This window comes from Streptomyces sp. NPDC005141 (genome assembly GCF_053599975.1).
In genome coordinates, this window is sequence record NZ_JBSFYW010000071.1 from 1 (window position 1) to 19,270 (window position 19,270).

The window sequence follows — 19,270 nt, forward strand, 5'->3', positions numbered from 1 at the left end:
ACTAGGAGTGCTGAGGAGCGGCCCGGCGCCGGGCTCGGTCCAGGGTCTGCCCCCGGGAACCTGTCTAGCCCTCGTCCGCCGGCCGGTACACGCTCACGTCCACGCCGGTCTTCGCGGTGACCGTGGAGACGTGTACGAGCGGGCGCTTCAGGCCGTCCTCGGGGAAGATCGTCTTGCCGCCGCCGAGCATCACCGGCATACGGATCAGCTGAAGCTCGTCGACCAGGCCCTCGGCCAGCAGGGTGCGTACGAGGGTGGGACTGCCCATCATCGCGAGATCGCCGTCACCGGTCGCGCGCAGCTCGCGGATGCGGGCGACGCTCCGGTCCCCGGGGATGAGCGTGGTGTTGTCCCAGGCCGACAGTTCCGCCTCGCCGAGAGTGCCGGAGACCACGTACTTGGGGAGGGAGTTCATCCGGTCCGCGAACGGATCGCCCGCCCGCTCGGGCCACGCCCCGGCCATCGTCTGCCAGGTGCGGCGCCCGAACAGCAGCGCCTCGGCCCGGGAGAGCCCCGCCGCGAACGCGCCGCCCACGACCTCCGGGTCGAAGTAGGGGTGGGACCAGCCGCCGTGGGCGAACCCGCCGTCGGTGTCCTCCTCGGGGCCGCCGGGCGCCTGCACGACACCGTCCAGGCTGATGAACTCGCTGATCACGATGCGCATGGGACTCGCTCCTCGTCGCTGTGTCTCGGCCACGTCACGCGTTCGGTCGCATCACGCGTTCGGTTACGTCGGTGAAGACCGGCGCACCGCTCCGAAATCATCGCGTCCGGCCGACGCCATGGTGTGACGCGGCACACATCATGGCGCGCCTTCCGGCCGGCCGCCCTGGCCGTGCCGCGCCTCGCCCTCGGCGCGGGACGGGCCGACCAAGCCGGAGCGGGCCTCAGCCCCCGTACGGCCGCTTCCCCCTGGCTTCCTTCAGCGCCCTCGCCCACCAGCCCAGTTGGTCCAGCATCGTCTTCGCCGCCGCAGCCGGACCCACGGCGTCGCGCGGGTGGCCGGCCTCGTCGAAGGCGGCACCCGCGCCATGGAAGGACACCGTGTCCCGTACGGTCACCGCGTGCAGTTCGGCGAAGACGTGGCGCAGGTGCTCCACGGCCCGCAGCCCCCCGGACACTCCGCCGTACGAGACGAGGGCGACGGGTTTGGCCCGCCACTCGCCGTAGTGCCAGTCGATGAGGTTCTTCAGACCGGCGGGGAAGGAGTGGTTGTACTCGGGGGTGAGGACGACGAAGGCGTCCGCGTCGGCGAGAGCGGGGGTGACCCTCGCCAGTTCGGCGGCCACCGCGGGGGACGGGGAGTGGGACAGGGCCGTGGGGAGCTCGACGGAGGCGACGTCGAGGACCTCGGGGAGGAAATCGTCCCGTTCCCCGATGCGGTCCAGCAGCCAGCTCGCGACGACGGGGCCGAAGCGGCCCTCGCGATTGCTGCCGACGACGACGGCGACGCGTACGGGCGGCTCGGACATCCGCTCGGGGGCGGTGGATTCAGCTGTGGCTGTCTTCATGAGGACAGCCTCATACCTCAACCATTCTTGAGGTCAAGCCGGGCCGCGCCCGCCCCGGGCCCTTCACGCACCGACCCCTTCACGCACCGACCCCTTCACGCACCGGCCCCTACCCCTCCACCCTCTCCGCCCCCACCGCCCCCACCCTGTCCACACCCCTCCCTCCCCGCACCCCTCCCTCGCCACGCGCCGCTTCCCGCGCGTCCCGGTCACCCGTTCACACCCCCGGACTCGCGCCCTTCGGGTTCTCTTGCGCGACACGCCACGCGTACACCGATGACCTGCCGGAATACCGAGGGTTCCGCCCCTTCCGGCGTCCCGCCTGACACCCGTTCACATCATTTCTGACGGTCCATCAGAGAGCGGGCGGGGGCATGTGCCACTTACCTCGGTAAGGCAGGGGCTCGACCGACGCAGCGGCACTTGGGGGTGTCGCCGGCGCGCCCCCTCGGAGGAGCTGGCACGATGCGACGTACCGCCCGTCTGATGACCGGTACCGCGCTCACCGTCGCCGCGGCGGCTCTGGCCGCCGCGCCCGTGTACGGCGGAGACACCGGAAGCCTGGAGGTGTTCCCCTCCGCCGTCGTCCCGGGCGACGAGGTCACCGTCAACACGGCCGCGTGCGGCGCGGACGGCACCGCGAACGGGGACGCCGACGCGGTGGGCGGCGGTACCTTCACGCTCGCCGCGAGCGCACACGAGCAGGACGCGATCGGACAGTTCCGGGTGCCGCCGAGCGCGCAGCCGGGGACGTACGAGATCGTCGCGCGGTGCTCCCAGGGCCGGCGGGTCACCGGGGACCTGATGGTGACCCTGACCTCCACGCGCGAGCGGATCCAGCCGCGCGGGCATGTGAACACGGGTGTCGGCGGCGCGCTGGGCCCCGACCCCGTACAGACCGCGGCGGGAGTGGCGGCGCTGGCCGTCGCCGCCGCGGGCGGTACCTGGCTCCTGCATCGCCGGGCGAGAGGCGACGGGATCTGACGGACACCCTCCGCTGTCCGTCCACCGGTACCGCCGTCCCTCCCCCTCCGTGGCCCGACGCCCCTCGCGGCCCGGAGGGGGACGGGACCGATCCCATCAGCACACCCCGTCCGGCACCCTCGGCCGCCGGGGCCCGGCCGGCCCCGGCCCGGGAAAGGAACCGTGAGGAGGCTCGCGTGCGCCGGGTCAACAATGTCGTCATAGCGTCGGTCACCGTCGTCGCCCTCTGCTCCGGGGCCTGGCTGCTGCGCAGCGGCGCCGAGGCGCACCCCCCTCCCCAGCCGTCCCCGGCACAGGCGGCGACCGCCGGGGACGGTGCGCGGTCCGTCGCCCCCGCGTTGCCGCACTCCCCGCCGGACCGCATCCGCATCCCCGCGATCGGTGTGGACGCCCCCCTGATGGGTCTCGGTCTCACTCCGCAGGGCAGCCTGAACGTGCCGCCCGCGGAGAAGAAGAACCTGGCCGGCTGGTACGAGGCCGGGACCACCCCCGGAGAGCGCGGCACGGCCGTCGTCGCCGGGCACGTCGACAACGCCGACGGCCCCGCCGTCTTCTACGACCTGGGGGCCCTCCGCAAGGGCGGCTCGGTCGAGGTGGACCGGCTCGACGGCAGCACGGCCGTCTTCACCGTCGACGCGGTCGAGGTGTACGACTCCCGCGCCTTCCCCGACGCGAAGGTGTACGGCGCCGCGCGCCGGCCCGAGCTGCGCGTCATCACGTGCGGGGGCGGCTACTCGGAGACGACGGGCTACCAGGGGAACGTGGTCGTCTTCGCCCATCTCACCGGCAGTCGCTGAGCGTTCAGGCGAGCCACTGCTGGTACGCCAGATTCGCCACCAGGGCGAACACCACCGTCAGCAGCACCACCCTGACGAACCCGCTGCCCTTCTTGAGCGCGGTCCGCGCCCCCACCATGCCGCCCGCCAGATTGAACACGGCCATCAGGGCGGCGAGTTGCCAGAACACCGTGCCCTTCCAGGCGAAGGTCGCGAGGGCGCCCGCGTTGGTGCAGCAGTTGACGATCTTGGCCGTGGCGGAGGCGGTCACCAGGTCGAGGTGGAGCAGCGCCGTGAGCGCGAGCACCAGGAACGTGCCCGTGCCGGGGCCGATGAGCCCGTCGTAGAAGCCGATGCCGAGGCCCGCCAGCCCGATCGCGGCGAGGACGCGGCGCGGGGAGACCGGGGTGGCCGGCGGTGCCGTACCGAAGGCGGGCCGCAGGATCACGAAGGTGCCGACGCCGAGCAGGACGACCATGACGACCGGCTTGAGCACTTCGGTGCTCAGCCCGGCCGCGACGAACGCCCCCGCCGTGGAACCGGCGAGCGCCGCGACCCCGATCCGTACGGCGAGGCGCACATCGACGGGCGCCTTGCGCGCGTACGTCACCGCGGCCCCCGTCGTACCGACGATCGCCACCGCCTTGTTCGTGCCGAGCGCGTAGGCCGCCGGGGTGCCGCCGGGCAGCCCGAGCAGCATGGCGGGCAGCAGAAGCAGCCCTCCGCCGCCGACCACGGCGTCGATCCAGCCGGCCGCCAGGGCTGCGGCGCAGAGCACAAGGACCATGGTCAGGGATATGTCGGGCATGATCGCGACCCTATGGACAAGGTAGATGTGCCGTCCATGGATCTCGGGAAGCTTGAGCGACTTCAGAGGTTCGCACGGGCGGGTTCCCCGCGCGGACCAGGGGCTCAGTTCACCGAGTCCAGGTAGCGCAGGACCGCGAGGACCCGCCGGTGGCCGGTGTCCGACGGGGGCAGGTCGAGTTTCAGGAAGATGTTCGCGATGTGCTTCTCGACGGCGCGTTCGGAGACGGTGAGGGCGGCGGCGACGGCCTGGTTCGTGCGGCCCTCGGCCATCAGGGCGAGGACCTCGCGCTCGCGGGGCGTGAGGGCGTCGAGCGCACTCACGCGGCGGCTCGCGCCGAACAGCTGGGAGACGACCTCGGGTCGAGCGCGGTGCCGCCCGAGGCGACCCGTTCCATGGCGTCCACGAACTCGCCTATGTCGACGACGCGTTCCTTGAGGAGATAGCCGAACCCCGCCGGGTTGCCGAGCAGTTGGGTGGCGTACTTCGTCTCCACGTACTGCGAGAAGACCAGCACCCCGGTGCCGGGGTGGTCCTCGCGCAGCCGCACGGCCGCCCGAATGCCCTCGTCGGTCTGGGTCGGCGGCAGCCGGATGTCGACGACGGCAACGTCGGGCCGGTGCTCGGCGACCCCGGCCAGCAGGGCGTCCGCGTCGCCCACCGCCGCGACCACCTCCACTCCGCGCAGCTGGAGCAGCTGGGCCAGCCCGTCACGCAGCAGGGCCGAGTCCTCGGCGATGACGACGCGCATGGGGCTCCCGTTCACCAGGGTCAGCCTGTGCCACCTGCCACCGCCCACCGCCCCGCCCCGTTCCCCTGCCCCTCCCCTTAGGTCTCACGGCCCGGCCGAGCCCCGCCGTCGTCCCCGCCCCCGAACCCTCACAGCCCGCCCCGCACGGGCCCCTGAACCCTCACACCGCGGTACCGCCCCCGCTGAGGGCAGCGTTCCTCCCGGGAAACAGACGTGATGCCACCGGGTAACACCGGCACCGCACGGTGTGGACATGACCTCGAATACGCGTGTGGTGGTGATCGGCGCCGGACTGGCGGGCGTCCGGCTCGCCCGGCGGCTCGACGAGCTCGGCGCGGCCGGCGGCGCCCGGTCCGCCACCTCCCCCCTCTCCGTCACGCTGATCGGCGACGAGGACCACGCCCCGTACAACCGCGTGCTGCTCGCCGAGGTCCTGGCGGGACGGTACGCCCCCGAGGTGATCGCCCTTCCCGGCGTCGACCGCCTCACCCGGACCCGGGTCACCGGTATCGACCGCGTCACCCGCACGGTGCGCTGCGCGGACGGCGCGGTGATCGCATACGACACGCTGGTCCTCGCGACCGGCTCCAACCCCGTACTTCCGCCACTGCGCGGCCTGTTCACCCAGGGCCGGCACGAACTCCCGGAAGGCGTGCACGCGTTCCGCACCATGGACGACTGCCTGGGCCTGTCGAAGGCCGTCCGGCCCGGCACCCGCGCCGTCGTGATCGGCGGCGGCCTGCTCGGAGTGTCGGCCGCCCGGGCGCTGGCGTTGCGCGGGGCCCAGGTGGTGCTGGCGCAGCAGGCCGAGCGGCTCATGGAGCGTCAGCTCGACCCGGCCGCGTCCCGTCTGGTGCACCGGCACCTCACCGAGCTGGGCGTCGAGGTGCACACGGAGTGCCGGGTGCGCGACGTGCGCTCGGTCGGCGGCGCGGTCCGCTCGGTCGAGATGGCCGACGGATACGCCCTGGACGCCGACCTCGTCGTACTGGCCTGCGGCGTCCATCCCCGCACGGGCCTCGCCCAGGACGCGGGACTCGCCGTCCACAAGGGCATCCTCGTCGACGACGAACTGCGGACGTCCGACCCGAGCATCCGGGCCGTGGGCGACTGCGCCCAGCACGACGGCACGGTCTACGGGCTGGCCACCGCGGCTCTCGAACAGGCCGATGTCCTCGCCGAGTCGATAGCGGCCGAGGCCCTGTCGGCGCGGCGTGCGGACACCACCCGCGCCCCCGCCCGCTACACCGGCACCCGTTCCCTCACCCGCCTCACCCTGGCGGGCGGCACGACCCCCTTCGACCTCGCCGCGTTCGGCGAGACCGATCCCCTGCCCGGCGACGACGTGGTCCAGCTCGCCGACGCCACCCGCGGCACCTACCGCAAGGTCGTCGTCCGCGACGACCGGCTGGTCGGCGGCGTGCTCGTCGGCGAACTCGGCACCGTCGGTGCCCTCGCCCGCGCCTGGGAGGGAGCGGAGCCGCTCCCCTCGGACGGCGCACCGCTGCTCCACCTGCTCACCAACGACGGAGGCTCCTGAATGTCCCCGGACACGACGACGATGACAGCGGCGGCGACGGCGGCCCCGGACGCCGGGGACGGGATCGCACCCACGATCGTGCTCGTCGGCCACGGCATGGTCGGCCAGCACTTCCTGGAGTCGCTCGCCGAACGCGGCCTGACCGGCACGCACCGCGTGGTCGTGCTCTGCGAGGAGCCCCGCCCGGCTTACGACCGGGTCCAGCTCACCTCGTACTTCTCGGGCCGCACGCCCGACGAACTTTCGCTCACGGACGCGGAGTTCATCAAGGAACACGGCATCGAGCTGCACCTCGGCGACCCGGCCGAGTCGATCGACCGGACCGCGCGCACCGTGACGGCCCGGTCCGGTCTGACGGTCGGCTACGACACCCTGGTCCTCGCCACCGGCTCCTACCCCTTCGTTCCGCCGGTCCCCGGCAAGGACGCCGAGGGCTGCTTCGTCTACCGCACGATCGAGGATCTGCTCGCCATCGAGGAGTACGCGAAGGCGCGGGCGACGACCGGTGCCGTCGTCGGCGGCGGCCTGCTCGGTCTCGAGGCGGCCGGCGCGCTCAAGGGACTCGGACTGACCACGCACATCGTGGAGTTCGCACCGCGCCTGATGCCGGTGCAGGTGGACGCAGGCGGCGGTGCCGCGCTCCTGCGCACCATCGAGGACATGGGACTGAGCGTGCACACCGGCACGGGCACCCAGGAGATCGTCACCGGGGACGACGGCGCCGTGACCGGTATGAAGCTGTCCGACGGGTCCGAACTCCCCACGGATCTGGTGGTGTTCTCGGCGGGAGTCCGTCCGCGCGACCAGCTCGCCCGCGCCATGGGGCTCACGGTCGGCGAGCGCGGCGGCATCACGGTCGACGAGCAGTGCCGCACCTCCGACCCGTCCGTGTTCGCGATCGGCGAGTGTGCTCTGGCCGCGGACGGCCGGGTGTACGGTCTCGTCGCTCCCGGCTACGAGATGGCCGCGACGGCCGCCGCGACGATCGCCGCCGACGAGGCGAGCTTCACCGGTGCCGACCTGTCGACGAAGCTGAAGCTCCTCGGCGTCGACGTCGCCTCGTTCGGCGACGCGCACGGAGCGACCGCCGACTGCCTCGACGTCGTCTACGCGGACTCCCGCTCGGGCACCTACAAGAAGCTGGTCATCGGCCGCGACGGGCAGCTCCTCGGCGGCATCCTGGTCGGCGACGCGGACGCCTACGGCACCCTGCGCGCCTTCACCGGCTCGGTGCCGCCGATCTCCCCCGAACAGCTGGTGCTGCCGGCGGGCGCGGGCGCCCCGGTGGTCCTCGGTCCCTCCGCGCTCCCTGACTCGGCCGTCATCTGCTCCTGCCACAACGTCACCAAGGGCACGATCCGGGGCGCGGTCACCGAGCACTCCTGCACCACCGTGCCCGAGGTCAAGAAGTGCACCAAGGCCGGTACGGGCTGCGGAAGTTGCGTCAAGGTCCTCGGCCAGCTCCTCAACGAGGAACTGGCCGCGAGCGGTGTCGAGGTCGACCACGGGCTGTGCGGCTGCTTCGGGCAGACCCGCGAGGAGCTGTACGAGATCGTCCTGGCGCTGAGGATCTCCTCGTACCGGACGCTGCTCGACCGGTACGGCCGCGAGGACGCCCGGGGCGGTGACGGCTGCGAGGTCTGCAAGCCCGCCGTCGGCTCGATCATCGCCTCCCTCGCCCCGACGATCGGCGCCGACGGCTACGTCCTGGACGGCGAACAGGCCGCGCTCCAGGACACCAACGACCACTTCCTCGCCAATCTCCAGAAGAACGGCTCGTACTCGATCGTGCCGCGCATCCCGGGCGGCGAGATCACTCCCGAGAAGCTCATCGTGATCGGCGAGGTGGCGCGGGACTTCGGGCTCTATACGAAGATCACCGGGGGCCAGCGGATCGACCTGTTCGGTGCGCGGGTGGAGCAGCTCCCGCTGATCTGGGCGCGGCTGGTGGACGCCGGCTTCGAGTCCGGGCACGCCTACGGAAAGTCGCTGCGCACCGTCAAGTCCTGCGTCGGGCAGACCTGGTGCCGGTACGGCGTGCAGGACTCGGTCCGGATGGCGATCGACCTGGAGCTGCGCTACCGGGGCCTGCGGTCCCCGCACAAGCTGAAGTCGGCGGTCTCCGGGTGCGCCCGCGAGTGCGCCGAGGCCCAGTCCAAGGACTTCGGCATCATCGCCACCTCCAACGGCTGGAACCTCTACGTCGGCGGCAACGGCGGCGCGACCCCGCGCCACGCGGACCTGCTGGCCCAGGACCTGTCGGACGCCGAACTGGTCCGTCTGATCGACCGCTTCCTGATGTTCTACATCCGCACCGCGGACCGCCTGGAGCGCACCTCGACCTGGCTGGAGCGGATTCCCGGCGGCCTCGACCACGTCCGCGAGGTGGTCGTAGAGGACTCGCTCGGCATCTGCGAGGAGCTGGAGTCGCTGATGACCGCGCATGTCGCGAACTACCGGGACGAGTGGGCCGAGACCATCAACGACCCGGAGAAGCTCGCCCGGTTCGTGTCCTTCGTCAACGCCCCGGACACCCCGGACCCGGTCGTCGGCTTCGTCGCCGAGCGCGACCAGATCAAGCCCGACCTGCCGCTGCTGACCATCGGACACCGTCCCCAAGGTCTCGGCTCCGCTCGAGCAGGGGAGACCCCGTTCCTGGAAGGAAGTACCCAGCGATGACCCTGGCACCCGAGACGACCCGGACGACGGCCGCCCTCACGCTCCAGCTCCTGCTGGAGGACGGCTGGTTCACGGTCTGCGAGCTGTCCCTGCTGACCCCCGGCCGGGGGGTCGCCGCACTCCTCCCGGACGGCCACCAGGCCGCCCTGTTCACCGACCGCGCGGGACGGACGTACGCCATCGACAACCGGGACCCGTTCAGCGGCGCGGCGGTGCTCTCCCGCGGGCTGACCGGAACGCATCGGGGCCGCCCGTTCGTCGCCTCCCCGCTACTCAAGCAGCGCTTCGACCTGGAGTCGGGGCGGTGCCTGGACGACGAGGACGTACGGGTGGCGACGTACGAGGTGCGGGCGGCCTGAACCGGGCCGCCGTCCCGGACCGTCCCGGACCGTCTCGGACCGCCCCTGACCGCCCCTGACCGCCCCGATCGGCGGAGGACCGGGGCGGACCGGGTCCTCCGCCGGCCGTCGGCGCCCGCGGGCGCTCGCGGCGCCGGTGTCGTCGCTCGAGCCCCTCGTAGCGACGACAGTGTCAGCCCTTGAACCCCTCGTAGGTGACGCCCGTCAGCTCCTCCGAGGCGGCCCAGAGGCGCTCTCCCGCGATGTCGTCACGGGTCCAGCCGGCCCGCCAGGACGTGGCGGGCGAGCCGCGCCACATCGCGAAGGACGGTCCGACGAAGGTGTCGGGCCGCACGCCGGGCGCGGTGGCCGCGTACAGCGTCGGCAGGGCCCCGGCCTCGGCGCTCTGCGCGAAGACGCGGTTGCCGATCTCCATGAACCGCTCGGCGCCCTTGCGCCCCTCCAGCCGGGGACCGGCGGTCTGCAGGTTGGTGGAGGCGTACCCGGGGTGCGCGGCGGCCGCGACGACGTCGCTCCCCGCGCCGGACAGCCGCCGCGCGAGTTCGTGCGTGAAGAGGAGGTTGGCGGTCTTGGACCGGGCGTAGGCGATCCAGCGGCGGTAGGGCCCCTTCTCGCTGTTGAGGTCGTCGATGTCGATGTTCGAGAGCGCGTGGACCATGCTCGACACGGTGACGATCCGCGCGCCGGGGGTCTCGGCGATCATCGGGAGCAGCAGCCCGGTGAGCGCGAAGTGCCCGAGGTGGTTGACGCCGAACTGGGTCTCGAACCCGTCGGCGGTTCGGCCGAGGGGCAGCGCCATGACCCCGGCGTTGTTGACGAGGAGATCGAGCCGGTCGTGCGTCCTCTCGCAGACGCTCGCGAACTCCCTCACGGAGTCCAGCTCCCCGAGATCCAGTCGCATGAACTCGGCCTCCGCGCCCGGCACTTCGGCCACGAGCCGGTCCACGGCCTCGGCACCCCGCACCTCGCTGCGGCACGCGAGGACGATCCGGGCGCCCTGGCGTGCGAGCTCGCGCGCGGTCACGTATCCGAGACCGCTGTTGGCCCCCGTGACGACGGCGGTGCGCCCGCGCTGATCGGGGACGGCCTGCGCGTTCCAGCCGGACATGGCGGCTTCCTTCCACGGGGGGTGAGGGCGGCTCCACCCTAAAGGGGGTGTCGCAAGTTCGAATCCTGCCGCGGCACAGCGCGTTGCCTCGCCGACCTGGCATGTCCGTCCCGGGGAGGCGTTCCGTTCGGCCTCGGGCCTGTTGTCCGGGGCCGCTTGCGGGAGTGGGGTGGTCGAGGGGTCATGAACTGTCGTTGCGTCGGTACACCGTCACCCGGCGGCCCCGGACCTGCTCGTCCGCCACCGGCGTGAAGTACTTCTTCAGTACTGAGGTCTTCATTCGGTCCCGCTTCACCGACACCGGTCTCGCGACCTTCGGTGCGTCCGTCACCAGGAGGATCCGCCGCCGGGTCAGCATCTCGGCGCGGATCCGAGCCGGGCCGGCCTCCACGCCCTTCAGGGTGCCGGACTTCTGCGGGCTCTCGGTCAGCGCTATGTCTCCCAGGCCGGTGAAGGCGTGCGGGGAGACCAACTTGGTGTCGCGGCGCGCTGCCGGTATGAAGAGGACCGCGTCTCCGGGCTCCTTGAGCCGTCGTACATCCGCCGCCACGGACAGGACGTCGTCCACCCGGCTCGCCGGGGAGCGCTTGGCCAGCGACTGGGGCAGCAGTGCCGTCGTCGCCACGGCGATGGTCACGGGAAGGATCCACAGGGCCGCCCTCGGGAAGCGCGGCGCGGCCGCCCGTATCGCCGTGCCCAGCGCGGTTCCGATCAGCAGTGCCAGACCCAGCAGACTGAACAGGACGTACCGGTCCAGGAACAGCGGCTGGACCAGGGAAAGGCCGATCAGAATGAGCTGTGGCACCGCGAGCAGCGGCAGCCCCACGGCCGCCACCGACAGTCGGCCCTTGCGCGGGCGGTCCACCAGGGCGCCGAGGCCGCCGATCGCCAGCAGGACGGCCGGGCCGATCAGCATGTGCCAGGTCAGCGGCGGTATCCAGGAGATCTGGGCGGACTGACGCCGGCTGAACAGGATCAGGGGCAGCACACCCGCAACGGCCGCCGCCGAGGCCGCCGTCCAGCGGGCCCACACTCCGCGCCCGGCCCTCGTCCGGGCCAGGGTCGCGGCGTGCGCGGGCAGAACCATCAGCGACAGCCAGTTCAGCAGCCCGCACAGCAGGACCGTGCCGCCGTAGGCCGCCCAAAGTGCCGCTCTGCCACGTCCCTTGAGCAAGGTCACCAGCAGCAGTGTCGAGATCGCGGCGCCGGCCGCGACCAGCGCGTACGGGCGGCCCTCCTGCAGATAGAACTGCACCGCCGGAAGCAGTCCGAGCACCAGCCCTCCCCCCAGACCCGCCCACACCCCGGCCAGTCGGTGGCCGATGACGGTCACACAGGCCGCCGCCACCGCCATGGCCAGCACGGACGGCAGTCGCAGCGTCGTCGTGCCGGGCCCGAAGCACTCGAACAGTCCGTGCATCAGCAGGTAGTAGAGCCCGTGTACGGCGTCGACCTGTCCCAGCAGGTGCCAGATCTCGGCGGTGGGCCGTTGGGCCACCTGCCAGGTCGCCGCCTCGTCCCGCCACAGACTGTGCTGCCGGGACAGCCCCCACAGGCCCAGGGCCAGGGTCCACAGCGCGGAAATCGGCCATATGGGCAGGGGGCGGCGGCCGGTGGTTATCGGGAGATTCATGAAGGTGGTCAGGCCCTCGGGGTAGCGGTACCGACTGAAGTCGGCGGTTCGTCGACATGGCCAAGACCCACCGGACCGGCTTTCGGGTTGCGCGGAAGTACCGCGGCATCGCGAATTGCCCTGCCCGGAAAGGCAGGCGACATTGCCTGCCCCGCCTCGGAACTCGTCGACAGTATATGTAGACCGAAAATGCCGCCACACTCGGGGCATTGTGGCTGAAAAGTGCTGTCAGGATTTGGCGATATTCGGCGCAACCGCGAAAGGCTTTTTGGCATCCGCTCACGCGTCCCATGGCCCGTCCCGGATCTCATGCTCCATGGCGGACTCGGCCAGAAATGGACCAGCACGGTCGATGCATGCCGCGAACGAAATTTGCCGTGATCTGGATCACTCGGATATTCGGTTGCCCGCGGCCACACGTTTCGATCAAGATCTATCCCTGTTCCGACCAGAACAGATGACTAGGAGTCAGTCTTGAGCATGCGAAACGGGGTAAAGGCTGCGCTGGCGGCCACCGCCATCATCGTGGCCGCGGCCACGCCGGCATTGGCCACCACTGTCGACGTCGGCGGTGGCAAGTGGAGCTACGACAAGGGCGCCAACACGGCGTGGTCGAACTACAAGCACCCGAACAACAAGCACGCGTCCTCGGTGAAGACGGGCGGCCACGTATTCGGCAGCGGCTGCACGGCCAAGGGCGAGTGGTCCCTGGCTTCGGCGGGGCTGAACGGCTCGGTGTCGTACTACTACGACCCGAACTGCTAATTCTCTGGGTCGAATCTCGACAAGCCTAGGCAGCCGCCGCGAGTGGCGCCGCTCCCGACTGCTCGGCTGGGCTTGCCGGATGGGCTTTTGGGCTGTGGAGGCGAGCCTCGCTCGCCTCCACAGCTTTTCTCTCGGACCCTGAATTCCCGGACGCGCGCTCCCGAGCGAGCGCCCTCAACCTAGGTATCCCATGCTGCATCGAGGTATACGTTTCGTCCACGCCGCCGTACTGGCCTTCTCCGCAGTTCTGGCCTTTCTGTTCCTGCGGAGCCTGGACGAGGGCGGGGTCCTGGGAAACTCGGCCCTGATCGACGTGATGGATTCCGACGATTCCGTCAGCAGTGCTCAGGTCGTTCGGGACATCACGTCGTTCTCCGCCGAGCACTCGGTCGGGGTGGCTCGCGAGGTGCCCGATCTGAAGAACTCCGACGGGGTTCGGCATCTGTATCTGGCTCCGGGCGGGCCCCAATCCATGACAGCGGAATGGCTGGACAAGGGATACCCGGAGTTCAGCAGGAACTACGAGACGCGCGTGCATCCGATCGCCGAGATCGGACAACAGGACCCGCGCGGTTCCTACTACGTGTTCGGGTCGCCCGCGGCGGCCGATGCCCTGCGGGCCGAGTTCGACAAGCTCGGCATGACCGTGGCCGTCACCCACCCCTTGTCGTACCAGGAACTGGTCGAGCGCTACTCGGACGATCCCCTGTACTGGGCCCTCTGCGTGGTCGCCCTCGCGGCGCTGACGATGACCGGCGCGAGCGTGCTGCTCAACGCGAAGGCGTACGGAGTCCTCCGGATGCAGGGCCTGTCCTTCGCCGGCATCCTGCTGCGCGATCTACGGCAGCTGGCGGTGTTCTGGTCGGTGGCGGTCGCCACCGTCACGGTCACGGCGCTCGCCTTCCTCGGTTTCTACAACGGTCTCGCCCGGCTGGGGCTGTTCGCGTCGTTGGCGGCGGGCATCGCCGCCCTGCTCGGCACCCTGGCGCTGGCCACGCACGCGGCCGCGCTGGCCCTGACATACAAGGTCGACGTGCTGGGCGCCCTGAAAGGCGAACTGCCTTCGCGGGCGGCGTCCATCAGCGTCTACCTCGTCCGAATCCCCGCGCTGCTGCTCGCTCTCGCCATCGCCACCAATGTCACCCTCGCGAGCCGGGACGTACTGACACGCCAGGAGAACCATGACCTCTACGGCGCGGTGGGCGACGCGGTCTCGATCCGTCTCAACGGCGCTTTCGCCATGCACATGGACCAGCTGAACGACCATGTCGGTCCGTGGCTGCGCCAGGCCGACAGACGGGGCGAGGTGATTGTCGCCGGGCGCCGGGATCTCCAGGTCTCCGCCCCGAACGCGCGACTGCCGGCCGGCGAGATTCTCATCGTCAACGACACGTATCTCAGCAAGCAGCCGGTGCTCGACCCGTCGGGACGGCGTTATACCTCCGAGGCCCGGAGCGGAGAAACGCCGGACGCGCGCCCGGTACGGGTCATCATTCCCGACTCCCTTTCCTCCCACACGCCGACGATCACCAAGGCGGCTTCCAGGATCATCGATCCGGATCTCAGCCGGCACATCCCGATCGAAACGCGCAACAGCAGGACCGGACAGCGCCTCTTCGGCTACAACACCGGCACCTACGCCTACAACTCGGCGCACAGCGCGGACGAGGACAGGTCCCTGGTACGCGATCCGATTCTGGTCGTCGTCCCCAATGGTTCGCGTTTCCTCACGAACGACGCCTACACCTCGTTCGCCACCCAGGACGGAGTGATCTTCCCCGACCCTGGTGACGTATTCCATGCCATCGAGTCGAAACAGGTCAGCAACTATGTGAATTCCGTGAGTCCGGTCGGGCAGAAAACCGCTCTGGACCTCCGGAATTCGGTCAACAAACTTCGCCTTCAGATTTTCAACCTTGTCGTTGCCGTGATAGTGCTCCTCATCGCCGGGGTCGGCGTCTGCCTCATCTACTCGCGAAAGAACGCGCAGAGTATATTCATTCGACACATCGGCGGCTGGAGATATGTCGCCAACCATCGCTTTATTCTCACCGTGGAAGTGGCTATCGCTGCCGTCTTCGCCACACGGGTTCCTCTCGAGGCGTGGCAGCGAAATCGGGAACTGGAGAAGTTCGCGGCGGCCGGTGCGCCCGCTCCCTTCCAGGCGGTTCACGTCACTGCACTGGATCTCACCGTCATCACCGGTCTTGTTGTTTTCGAGCTGGGGGCCGTGCTTCTCGCCCTAGCATTTTTCCATCGCCGCATCGTGAAGGAAGGGGCGACGGAGACATGAGCCCCGCCGGTACGAAAGCCGCCCTACCGAGCCGGAGTATGTTGTGATCGATATCGAGAATCTTTCGAAGGTCTTCGGCGCCCGGACCTTGTGGCGCAACGTCAACCTCACCGTCCATCGCGGTGAGATGCTCGCCCTTGTGGGACCGAGCGGATCCGGTAAGTCGACCCTCCTCAACTGTCTTGGGCTGCTCGACAGGCCGAATACCGGGACTATTCGGTACGAGGGGAAGGACATCACCCGATTCGGCCGAAGCGATGTCCGTCGGTTCCGCCGCGACACTCTCGGCTATCTGTTTCAGCACTATGCGCTGATCGAGAACGCGACGGTCGTGGAGAACCTGGACGTGGTGGTCAAGCCACGGCGGCCGGCGCAGGGCGAGGGCAGGGGCAAGAACACGGACAAGGGCCGTGCGGCTGTCACCGAAGCCCTTGACCGTGTCGGTCTGGCGGGGCGGGAGAAGGAGAAGATCCACCATCTCAGCGGTGGGGAACAGCAGCGCGTGGCACTGGCCCGTCTTATGGTCCAGCAGCCGGCCCTGGTGCTCGCGGACGAGCCGACCGGTGCGCTCGACGATGACAACAGCGCTGTTGTCATCGACATCCTTCGGGAGATGAGCGACGCCGGATGCGCCGTGGTCATCGCCACCCACGATGCCGGCGTCCGGGATCGGTGTGACGCCGTGTTCGCTGTGCACGAGTCCGCCCTCGTCGGCTCCCGGGCATCGGCCGGTGCGGTGGGGTGACCACCCGTCCGGTCCTCGCCGATGAAGCCCGAAGGGGCGGCACCCCCGCACAGGGTGCCGCCCCTTCGTTCTGGATGCCGGTGCCGTTGCCGGGTCGGTGAGGGTGGGGTGACCGGCGCGGGCTCCGGGGTCTCTACCGGTGGTCGCTGCCCTTCGAGCTGGAGGCCGCGCGGCCCGCTTCGAGGCGGGCGACCGGGATACGGAACGGGGAGCAGGAGACGTAGTCGAGTCCCACCTCGTGGAAGAAGTGGACCGACTCGGGGTCGCCGCCGTGCTCGCCGCAGACGCCGAGCTTCAGGTCGGGGCGGGTGGCGCGGCCGGCCTCCACCGCCAGCTTCACCAGGGCGCCGACGCCGTCCCGGTCGATCGTCTCGAACGGGCTGACGCCGAAGATGCCCTTCTCCAGGTAGGCCGTGAAGAACGAGGCCTCCACGTCGTCGCGGCTGAAGCCCCACACCGTCTGGGTCAGGTCGTTCGTGCCGAAGGAGAAGAACTCCGCCGCCTCGGCGATCTGACCGGCGGTCAGCGCGGCGCGCGGCAGCTCGATCATCGTGCCGATCGACAGCTTCAGCTGAACCCCCGTCGCCGCCTCGACCTCCGCGATGACCTGGTCGGCCTCCTCGCGGACGATCTCCAGCTCCTGGACGGTGCCGACGAGCGGAATCATGATCTCCGCACGCGGGTCGCCCTTCGCCGTCTTGCGCTCGGCCGCGGCCTCGGCGATCGCCCGTACCTGCATGGTGAACAGGCCGGGGATGACCAGGCCGAGTCGCACACCGCGCAGGCCCAGCATCGGGTTCTGCTCGTGCAGCCGGTGGACGGCCTGAAGGAGCCGGAGTTCGTTCTCGTGGGGCTCCTGACGGGACTCCGCCAGGGCCACGCGGACCGACAGCTCGGTGATGTCGGGCAGGAACTCGTGCAGGGGCGGGTCCAGGAGCCGGACCGTGACCGGGAGGCCGTCCATCGCCGAGAACAGCTCCACGAAGTCCTGCTTCTGGAGCGGCAGGAGCGCCTGCAGCGAGTCCTCGCGCTCGGCCTCGGTGTCCGCGAGGATCAGGCGCTCGACCAGCTCACGGCGGTCGCCGAGGAACATGTGCTCCGTACGGCACAGACCGATGCCCTGGGCGCCGAAGCGGCGGGCGCGCAGCGCGTCCTCGGCGTTGTCCGCGTTGGCGCGGACCCACAGGCGGCGCTTGCGGTCGGCGAACGCCATGATCCGGTGCACGGCCTCGACCAGCTCGTCGGCGTCGTTGGCGCCCGCGTGCATCCTGCCCTCGAAGTACTCCACGACGGGGGACGGGACCACCGGGACCTCGCCCAGGTAGACCTTGCCGCTCGAACCGTCGATGGAGATCACGTCGCCCTCCTCGACGACGCGCCCGCCGGGCACGGTCATCCGGCGCCGCTTGGTGTCGACCTCCAGCTCCTCGGCGCCGCAGACACAGGTCTTGCCCATGCCGCGCGCCACGACGGCCGCGTGGGAGGTCTTGCCGCCGCGCGAGGTCAGAATGCCCTCCGCCGCGATCATGCCGTCCAGGTCGTCGGGGTTCGTCTCGCGGCGGACCAGGATGACCTTCTCACCGGAACGCGACCACTTCACGGCGGTGTACGAGTCGAAGACCGCCTTGCCCACGGCCGCACCCGGCGACGCCGCGATGCCCCGGCCGACCTGCTCGACCTTCGCCTCGTCGTCGAAGCGCGGGAACATCAGCTGTGCGAGCTGGGCGCCCGTCACCCGCTGGAGCGCCTCGGCCTCGTCGATCAGGCCCTGGTCCACCAGCTGCGTGGCGATGCGGAAGGCCGCGCCCGCCGTGCGCTTGCCGACGCGGGTCTGGAGCATCCACAGCTGGCCGCGCTCGATGGTGAACTCGATGTCGCAGAGATCCTTGTAGTGGTTCTCCAGGGTCTCCATGATCTGCATGAGCTGGTCGTACGACTTCTTGTCGATCGACTCCAGCTCGGCGAGCGGGACCGTGTTGCGGATACCGGCGACGACGTCCTCGCCCTGGGCGTTCTGGAGGTAGTCGCCGTACACGCCCTGGTGGCCGGAGGCGGGGTCGCGGGTGAAGGCGACGCCGGTGCCGGAGTCGGGGCCGAGGTTGCCGAAGACCATCGAACAGACGTTGACGGCCGTGCCCAGGTCGTGCGGGATGCGCTCCTGGCGGCGGTAGAGCTTGGCGCGGTCGGTGTTCCAGGAGTCGAAGACCGCGTGGATGGCGAGGTCCATCTGCTCGCGCGGGTCCTGCGGGAAGTCCCGGCCGGCCTCGGTCTTGACGATCTTCTTGAACTTGGTGACAAGCTTCTTCAGATCGGCCGCTTCGAGGTCCGTGTCGACGGTGACCTTCTTGAGGTCCTTGGCCGCGTCCAGGGCATCCTCGAAGAGCTCGCCGTCCACGCCGAGGACCGTCTTGCCGAACATCTGGATGAGGCGGCGGTAGGAGTCCCACGCGAAGCGGTCGTCGCCGGCCTGCTTGGCGAGGCCCTGGACCGACCTGTCGGAGAGCCCGATGTTCAGGACGGTGTCCATCATGCCGGGCATGGAGAACTTCGCCCCGGAGCGGACGGACACGAGCAGCGGATCGTCGGCCTGGCCGAGCTTCTTGCCCATCTTCGCCTCGAGGGCGTCGAGGTGCGCACTCACCTCGTCACGCAGTGCCGCCGGCTCCTCGCCACTGTCGAGGTAGGTCTTGCACGCGTCGGTGGTGATGGTGAAGCCGGGCGGGACGGGAAGGCCCAGGTTGGTCATTTCGGCAAGGTTGGCGCCCTTGCCCCCGAGGAGGTCCTTGAGGTCCCTGTTGCCCTCGGTGAAGTCATAAACGAACTTCGCTCCGCCAACGCCGCTTTCGCCGCTCTCAGCTACGTGGGGATCTTTGTTTTCCGACACGAGTCTCGACTCCTCGACGTCGCGGTGGCTGCCCTGACGACGGGGAACATACCCAGATCGAAGGCGTCTGGGTACGTCCACTTGCGCGTCATGCGCCTGTAACCACTCGTCCGCCACCGGATCAAAAGTCAAAGCTTGGCAAGCCATCCGGCAGCGGTGTTTTCACTTCTTGAACGAATCAACGCACGTAGATCGCCCTGGACGCTCAGGTGAGCGGGCTTCGGCACGTCTGAGTTTAATCGATGAACGATCAGAGGGTGGCACTGAGTGCCACCCCTTAGGGAAGTGCAATCGCACAAGATCCGCTCATCTGAGCGTGACCCTTATCAAGGGTGGCGAGAATCACGCCACGTGGAGGAGTCAGATTTCATCATGCGGACCACGATCCGGACACGACACACGGATGTCACACACGGGGATACCCCACACGGATG

The 19,270-nt window shown here is 69.9% G+C and carries 14 protein-coding genes and 1 pseudogene; 8 read left to right on the plus strand and 7 right to left on the minus strand.

Translation table 11 applies throughout. The annotated features are described in order from the left end of the window. Positions 1–64 precede the first annotated feature (64 nt). Positions 65–664 carry a dihydrofolate reductase family protein gene (locus ACWD68_RS35715; protein WP_451810619.1) on the minus strand — a complete coding sequence of 200 codons (600 nt, stop codon included), beginning with the start codon at positions 662–664 and terminating at the stop codon, positions 65–67. 223 nt (positions 665–887) lie between these two features. Beyond that, on the minus strand, positions 888–1,511 hold the full coding sequence (locus tag ACWD68_RS35720) for an NADPH-dependent FMN reductase (RefSeq protein WP_451810620.1): 624 nt from the start codon (positions 1,509–1,511) through the stop codon (positions 888–890). A gap of 465 nt (positions 1,512–1,976) precedes the next feature. Between ACWD68_RS35720 and ACWD68_RS35725 the strand changes: the two genes are divergently transcribed. Together ACWD68_RS35725 and ACWD68_RS35730 are read left to right on the plus strand one after the other, a co-directional pair. Then, a complete protein-coding gene (locus ACWD68_RS35725) occupies positions 1,977–2,495 on the plus strand; it encodes a hypothetical protein (protein WP_451810621.1) in 519 nt (172 codons plus the stop codon). A gap of 176 nt (positions 2,496–2,671) precedes the next feature. Beyond that, entirely contained in the window at positions 2,672–3,292 is a 621-nt protein-coding gene (locus ACWD68_RS35730; RefSeq protein WP_451810622.1) for a class F sortase, read from the plus strand. A gap of 4 nt (positions 3,293–3,296) precedes the next feature. Here the strand turns inward: ACWD68_RS35730 and ACWD68_RS35735 are convergent, their stop codons facing one another. Further along, positions 3,297–4,079, minus strand: a complete 783-nt coding sequence (locus tag ACWD68_RS35735) for a sulfite exporter TauE/SafE family protein (RefSeq protein ID WP_451810623.1) — start codon at positions 4,077–4,079, stop codon at positions 3,297–3,299. Positions 4,080–4,183: 104 nt separating this feature from the next. Continuing rightward, positions 4,184–4,830, minus strand: a pseudogene (locus tag ACWD68_RS35740) (response regulator transcription factor). A 253-nt stretch (positions 4,831–5,083) separates the two neighbouring features. Between ACWD68_RS35740 and ACWD68_RS35745 the strand changes: the two are divergent. The 3 genes from ACWD68_RS35745 to nirD are packed head-to-tail and all read left to right on the plus strand — an operon-like array spanning position 5,084 to position 9,408. After that, a complete protein-coding gene (locus ACWD68_RS35745; RefSeq protein ID WP_451810624.1) occupies positions 5,084–6,370 on the plus strand; it encodes an NAD(P)/FAD-dependent oxidoreductase in 1,287 nt (428 codons plus the stop codon). 21 nt (positions 6,371–6,391) lie between these two features. Next, positions 6,392–9,049 carry a nitrite reductase large subunit NirB gene (gene nirB, locus ACWD68_RS35750; protein WP_451810647.1) on the plus strand — a complete coding sequence of 886 codons (2,658 nt, stop codon included), beginning with the start codon at positions 6,392–6,394 and terminating at the stop codon, positions 9,047–9,049. Next, complete coding sequence (nirD, locus tag ACWD68_RS35755) at positions 9,046–9,408, plus strand: nitrite reductase small subunit NirD (RefSeq protein WP_451810625.1); 363 nt, start codon at positions 9,046–9,048, stop codon at positions 9,406–9,408. Before nirB ends, nirD begins: the two co-directional genes overlap by 4 nt. A 172-nt stretch (positions 9,409–9,580) precedes the next feature. On the opposite strand, the gene ACWD68_RS35760 is transcribed toward nirD, so the two are convergent. After that, a complete protein-coding gene (locus ACWD68_RS35760) occupies positions 9,581–10,516 on the minus strand; it encodes an oxidoreductase (RefSeq protein ID WP_451810626.1) in 936 nt (311 codons plus the stop codon). A 181-nt stretch (positions 10,517–10,697) separates the two neighbouring features. Further along, positions 10,698–12,149: a glycosyltransferase family 39 protein gene (locus tag ACWD68_RS35765; RefSeq protein WP_451810627.1), complete on the minus strand. Its 1,452-nt coding sequence runs from the start codon at positions 12,147–12,149 to the stop codon at positions 10,698–10,700. 480 nt (positions 12,150–12,629) lie between these two features. Between ACWD68_RS35765 and ACWD68_RS35770 the strand changes: the two genes are divergently transcribed. From ACWD68_RS35770 to ACWD68_RS35780, 3 genes are all read left to right on the plus strand, one after another. After that, positions 12,630–12,914 carry a lactococcin 972 family bacteriocin gene (locus tag ACWD68_RS35770; RefSeq protein WP_356757080.1) on the plus strand — a complete coding sequence of 95 codons (285 nt, stop codon included), beginning with the start codon at positions 12,630–12,632 and terminating at the stop codon, positions 12,912–12,914. Between the two features lie 316 nt (positions 12,915–13,230). Continuing rightward, positions 13,231–15,207: a hypothetical protein gene (locus ACWD68_RS35775; protein WP_451810628.1), complete on the plus strand. Its 1,977-nt coding sequence runs from the start codon at positions 13,231–13,233 to the stop codon at positions 15,205–15,207. Positions 15,208–15,250: 43 nt separating this feature from the next. Continuing rightward, the gene (locus ACWD68_RS35780) at positions 15,251–15,952 is read left to right on the plus strand and encodes an ABC transporter ATP-binding protein (RefSeq protein ID WP_451810629.1); all 702 of its coding nucleotides are present in this window, start codon (positions 15,251–15,253) and stop codon (positions 15,950–15,952) included. A 133-nt stretch (positions 15,953–16,085) separates the two neighbouring features. Here the strand turns inward: ACWD68_RS35780 and ppdK are convergent, their stop codons facing one another. Beyond that, positions 16,086–18,836: a pyruvate, phosphate dikinase gene (gene ppdK, locus ACWD68_RS35785; protein WP_451810630.1), complete on the minus strand. Its 2,751-nt coding sequence runs from the start codon at positions 18,834–18,836 to the stop codon at positions 16,086–16,088. Between the last annotated feature and the right edge of the window lie 434 nt (positions 18,837–19,270).